The sequence below is a fragment of the Pseudoalteromonas sp. A22 genome (assembly GCF_018141345.1).
GTDB classification, from domain to species: Bacteria; Pseudomonadota; Gammaproteobacteria; order Enterobacterales; family Alteromonadaceae; genus Pseudoalteromonas; species Pseudoalteromonas maricaloris.
In genome coordinates this window covers 130,603-135,297 of record NZ_CP047238.1, presented here as the reverse complement: position 1 = coordinate 135,297, position 4,695 = coordinate 130,603, and the positions used below count along the sequence as shown (strand labels likewise).

At 41.2% G+C, this 4,695-nt stretch carries 2 protein-coding genes; both read right to left on the bottom strand.

The genetic code is table 11. The features are described 5' to 3' along the window. Window positions 1-391: 391 nt before the first annotated feature. Window positions 392-2,035, bottom strand: a complete 1,644-nt coding sequence (locus GSF04_RS05685) for a cyclic peptide export ABC transporter (RefSeq protein ID WP_130125699.1) — start codon at window positions 2,033-2,035, stop codon at window positions 392-394. After that, window positions 2,035-4,467 carry a penicillin acylase family protein gene (locus GSF04_RS05680; RefSeq protein ID WP_211858988.1) on the bottom strand — a complete coding sequence of 811 codons (2,433 nt, stop codon included), beginning with the start codon at window positions 4,465-4,467 and terminating at the stop codon, window positions 2,035-2,037. The genes GSF04_RS05685 and GSF04_RS05680 overlap by 1 nt, the downstream gene beginning before the upstream one ends. Window positions 4,468-4,695 lie beyond the last annotated feature (228 nt).

The window sequence follows — 4,695 nt, the reverse complement described above, 5'->3', positions numbered from 1 at the left end:
ATTTATTCTTCTAATTATGTTATTGATAAATGCTTAATAATTATTGCTCAGAGTGTGCTTAAGCCAAGCTAGCACTGGGTTTTCGGGACAAAAAGGGCTTAGCTTGAAAATTACGCCAAAGTGTTAAAAGAAACTTGGCAGACAAAACCTAGAGAATAAGTTTTTAATTGGATATGCAGGTGAGCCGAAGAGGTTATGTAAGGAAAATGCTACTAGCACACGAGGGGTTTTATTAGAAAATCTCACAAGAGACTTAACTTTATTACAGTCCATCACTACGTCTAATTTGTTCATCATCCATACAACCCAAACTTAACATAAAAATAACCCAGAAGAAACAATCATAAACCAATCATTCAAAAGAATAAAGGGTGGGATTGTATGTTTTTTATCAAACCCTCAACCCGGATTCAAATTTAATAATCTGGTCGGCAAGATGGAAATAGCGATCGTCATGGCTGATAGCAACCACTGCTTTTCCTTTCTGTTTAAGCTCAGGCAATATTTGTTCATAAAAGACTTTTCTAAACACTGCATCCTGATCTGCGGCCCACTCATCAAAAACATATAAATCTTTATCTTCCATCACCGCCACCAATAACGCTAGGCGTCTACGCTGGCCATCCGATAATTTAGTCGTAGAAAACCTGCCATTTTCAAATTTAATCTTTCCATCTAAAGCCAGATCTTTGATTAATTGATGGATTTTTGCATTCACTTTCGGGCATTGCAGATCTATGCCATGCAGGGTTTTAAATAAATAATAATCGCTATAGATAGAACAGATCGTCTGGCGATAGCTATTGATGTTACTTCTGTTGATTTGTACATCATCAAAACAGACATGTCCCGTAGTCGGGTAATAATGCTGGGTGATAACTTTACTTATCGTAGACTTACCTGAACCGTTACCGCCGACAATAAAGGTGATCTGCCCTTTTTTAATCGTTAAATCAACAGGTCCGGCTTTGAATGCATGCTCGTCGTTATAGGTATAAGTTACATTTTTTAGCTGTATCTGCTGCCAGCAAGGCAATTCAAGCTCTTCATCAAAACTGTCTTCGTCCACCATTTCAGCATAAATTTCCTCCATCCTTTTATAGGACACATTTGCGCTGATAAAAACAGGGATAGCTGACAAAATAGCACCAACTGGGCTGGAGATATAAAGTAAGATCATGATGATGGCAATGAGCTCTGAATTGCTGACCTGTTCATAGTTAACGTAAACAAATGCCAGCAAACCAATTGCAAAAAAGCCGATCATGTCGCCGTAATTCATGGCTGAAGTTAATACGGTCTCTGCCCTGATATTGGTAGATTCAATTTTTGATTCCACCGCCAACAACTCATCTTTGATAAAGTTGTCCTTCTTTTTTCTATTCAGCTTTAATTCCTTTGCCCCTAAAATCACGCCGCGAAAGCCTTCCTGTAATTCATCCATTAATTCCCTCGCTCGCAACATATATTTACGTCCGATAAAAATAGGAATTTGATAGCTGATAACACCGACCAATAACGCTGAACAAACAAAATAGAATACTTTTGAGTTTTCAATCCAGATATAAAACATCATACCGGCGACGGTTGCCAAGCTAACTAGCATTGGGGGCGCCATACTCGCGCCATCTACAATCCTTCTGACATCCATAGTCATGGTATTGATAATGCGCGGCGAACCGATCTTTTCCAAGACATCTATTGGCGAGCTGCTAACACGCTGATATAAATTCTCTCTCACCTTCATCGTCAGGTTAAGGGAAACCGCCGTCAGCATAATTTGAGATACAGTTCTAAAAATTAAGATCAGCAGACAAAGAGAGAAAAAAGCGAATGCGATTGGCAGATTAGAAATCTGATAACCGAATAATTCTGCTGGTGCAGAATCGGTATACATGATCCCGGGCAGTTCATCCAGGCTCGACAACACCAGGGGGATCAAGCCGACATAGAGAATCCCTGCACTTACACCTAACATCAGAGAAATAAACACCTTATTAGGGGCATTTTTACCAAATTCACTCATGATCTTCATTATTTCCCCTCCACATGACTTGACTGTGAGAGAGGAACAGGCCGCAAGATGATGGGTTTCCCGGCTAAGGAGGCCTTCATGGAGTGTAGCTCATTTACGTCGAACGAACTTAGCATATCGTCATAAAACTGGCTGAATACATTGCCGGACTGTCCGGTAGAATTTGTCATTAGATGGTTAGTATCATATGACATTTCAATAACTTGCCTAAAGGTTGCACCAAGAGATTGGATATAACCTTCCGATTCGTCGAAGGCATAACTAGCGACATTAATAGTGTTGGCAGAGCCGTTGCTCGCGGCTTCTCTTTCAAAAACATGGTCCAAGTGCTTGAACTGACTAAAAGGTTGGTGCTTATAGGTACGCCGACTAAATTGCTGCCAACGCCAATCGTCTATATTACTGCCGCCCAGTTTGGTTAATTCGTCTCTCACATCTTTTAGCGCCAGCGATATGATATCTTTGCAAGTTTCTTCTTGCGCAGTAGCAACATTATCACACCAAAAAGCATCAACGGTTAATGCTCTATTGACGATATCAATCTCTAGCCCCTTGATGATTTGCTCGGTCAGCGCCATAAGCCCAGACGAGCCATAGTATTGAGTAAACTCATCTTTAAACAACCTTAATTTAAGATGGCGTAAAAATGACATGTAAATCGCGGCGGCATTACTCTTTTCGCTAAAGTCCCGGTTCCAGCGATAAAGGGATATTAATAATTCATCTTGAGTATCTTGCTCCCGAATGATGCTTGCTAGTGTTCGGAGTAAACTTTCAGCGCTTAAGTCAAACAGGTCATTCTGCATTTTGGCAACATAAGCGACATCTATTTTTTCATGCTTCGCTACCTTTTCATTAATGAGATCGGCTATTCTTTCAGCCCTTGCAGGATCCGCCCAATCGTTAGAGATAAAATGAAGATAGTCATCACTGACACTTTTATTATTAGCATTAACAATAAAACCTCGAGCCGGGTTATATTCATAAGGCATATCGGCCCAATCAAGATAACCATTCCATGAGAAATGATCACTGGATGTCGGTAGCATACCAAAAGAGCTACTGTTTCTGACCGGTATTTTCCCTGCCGCGCTGATACCTATATTATTGTTTTTATCTGCATACAAGATATTTAAAGAAGGTGCCACATGCAGACTTAACGCTTGTCGGAATTGTTGCCAATCCTGAGCATAATTCAACTTGTATAGAGCTTCAAAAGTCGTATCGCCAGCTTCAAGTGCAGACCACTGCAACGAAAGAGTCTGGCCAGAAGCACCGATAAAGTCACTGACCACAGGTCCGTAAACAGAGCTGAGCACCCTCATTTTTACCGGTTTAATTTTCTTTTTTAGTATCTCAGGAAAACCCGGGGCAATATGAATCACTTCTTGCCGCTCTTCAAATTTGAGCCATTTACCCCGAGCTTGATAGAAACTTCCCTGATCAGGATTCATTCTCAAAGAGACAAGATCCTGAACATCGGCAGGTAAACTTGTCCCCCCCCAGGAAATATGCTCATTTGTGCCAAACACAATGATCGGCATACCTACCAAAGTCATACCACTGGCCGTTATATTGTCCCCTTTTAACTTTGCGGCATACCACACAGAAGGAATTTGTAGGGCCAGATGGGGATCATTGGCCAGAATCGGAGAACCGTTTGCCGTTAACTTTCCTGAAATTACCCAAGCATTACTACCAACATTTTTACCACCAAGCAAGTGTTGCTGGCTGACATTGACAGCGATATCCGCTATTGATGCTGATGCAAAGGCGTAATTATTATTCGAGGTGACGACATCGGGAAATAAGCTCGCATAATGCTGTTCGGATAACATTTTTTGCGAAATCTGTCGCTGGGATTCGAGAAAAGCGTTGCCTCCAAGGGTTAACGCAAATAGTTTCCCCATAGCAATGGAATCAGCAGGCGACCAGGGTTCAGGGAGATAATCAAACAGCTCAAATTCAGCTGGTAATTGCTCAGCTTGATTGATCCACGCATTAACTCCCTGCGAATATGATTCCAGAGCTTGTTTAGCTCCGGCTCCCAACCTTTGCTGAGCTCGTTCAGAGGCACGGTAAAGCCCTAAAGTTCTCATCCATTTATCCGTGTCCAGCTGGTCAATACCAAAGATTTCACTTAAGCGCCCCTGAGCCAGTCTTCGGTTATGCTCCATCTGCCAGAGCCGATCCTGAGCTTGAATAAAGCCCATGGCAAAAAACACATCATTATCACTCTTACCAGTGATCGCCGGAATACCAGCTTCATCTCTAACAATGACCACTTCATCGTTAATGCCGTTTAATAATACCGGCTGCTCTGCGTCAGAGACACTTTCGCACAGCATATTGTAGCCAGTGAGAAATACAGCAAAAAGCGGAGTAATAATGAATAAACCAAAGCGAGAAACTATCGGAAATCTAGTTAACATCCCATTAATACCTACTTAATTTTCCAATACTCAAACCCAATACTTGGCTTAAGTCCAGCATATAAAACCAAATAAAGGTTGCGCGAATTAAGCCTTTTAAGTTGCTATACCGTAAAATAGTGGTTAAAGATACTAGCACATTAGTCAACTGAAAATACAAACATTTTTATAGTGAACTTCACAAAATGCTAAAATCCCCCTTAACTGACTATAGCCAAAATCAAGTTA

Coding starts and splice junctions, on each gene's coding strand:
- GSF04_RS05685 (WP_130125699.1), bottom strand. CDS start 2,035: ATGAAGATCATGAGTGAATTTGGTAAAAATGCCCCTAATAAGGTGTTT.
- GSF04_RS05680 (WP_211858988.1), bottom strand. CDS start 4,467: ATGTTAACTAGATTTCCGATAGTTTCTCGCTTTGGTTTATTCATTATT.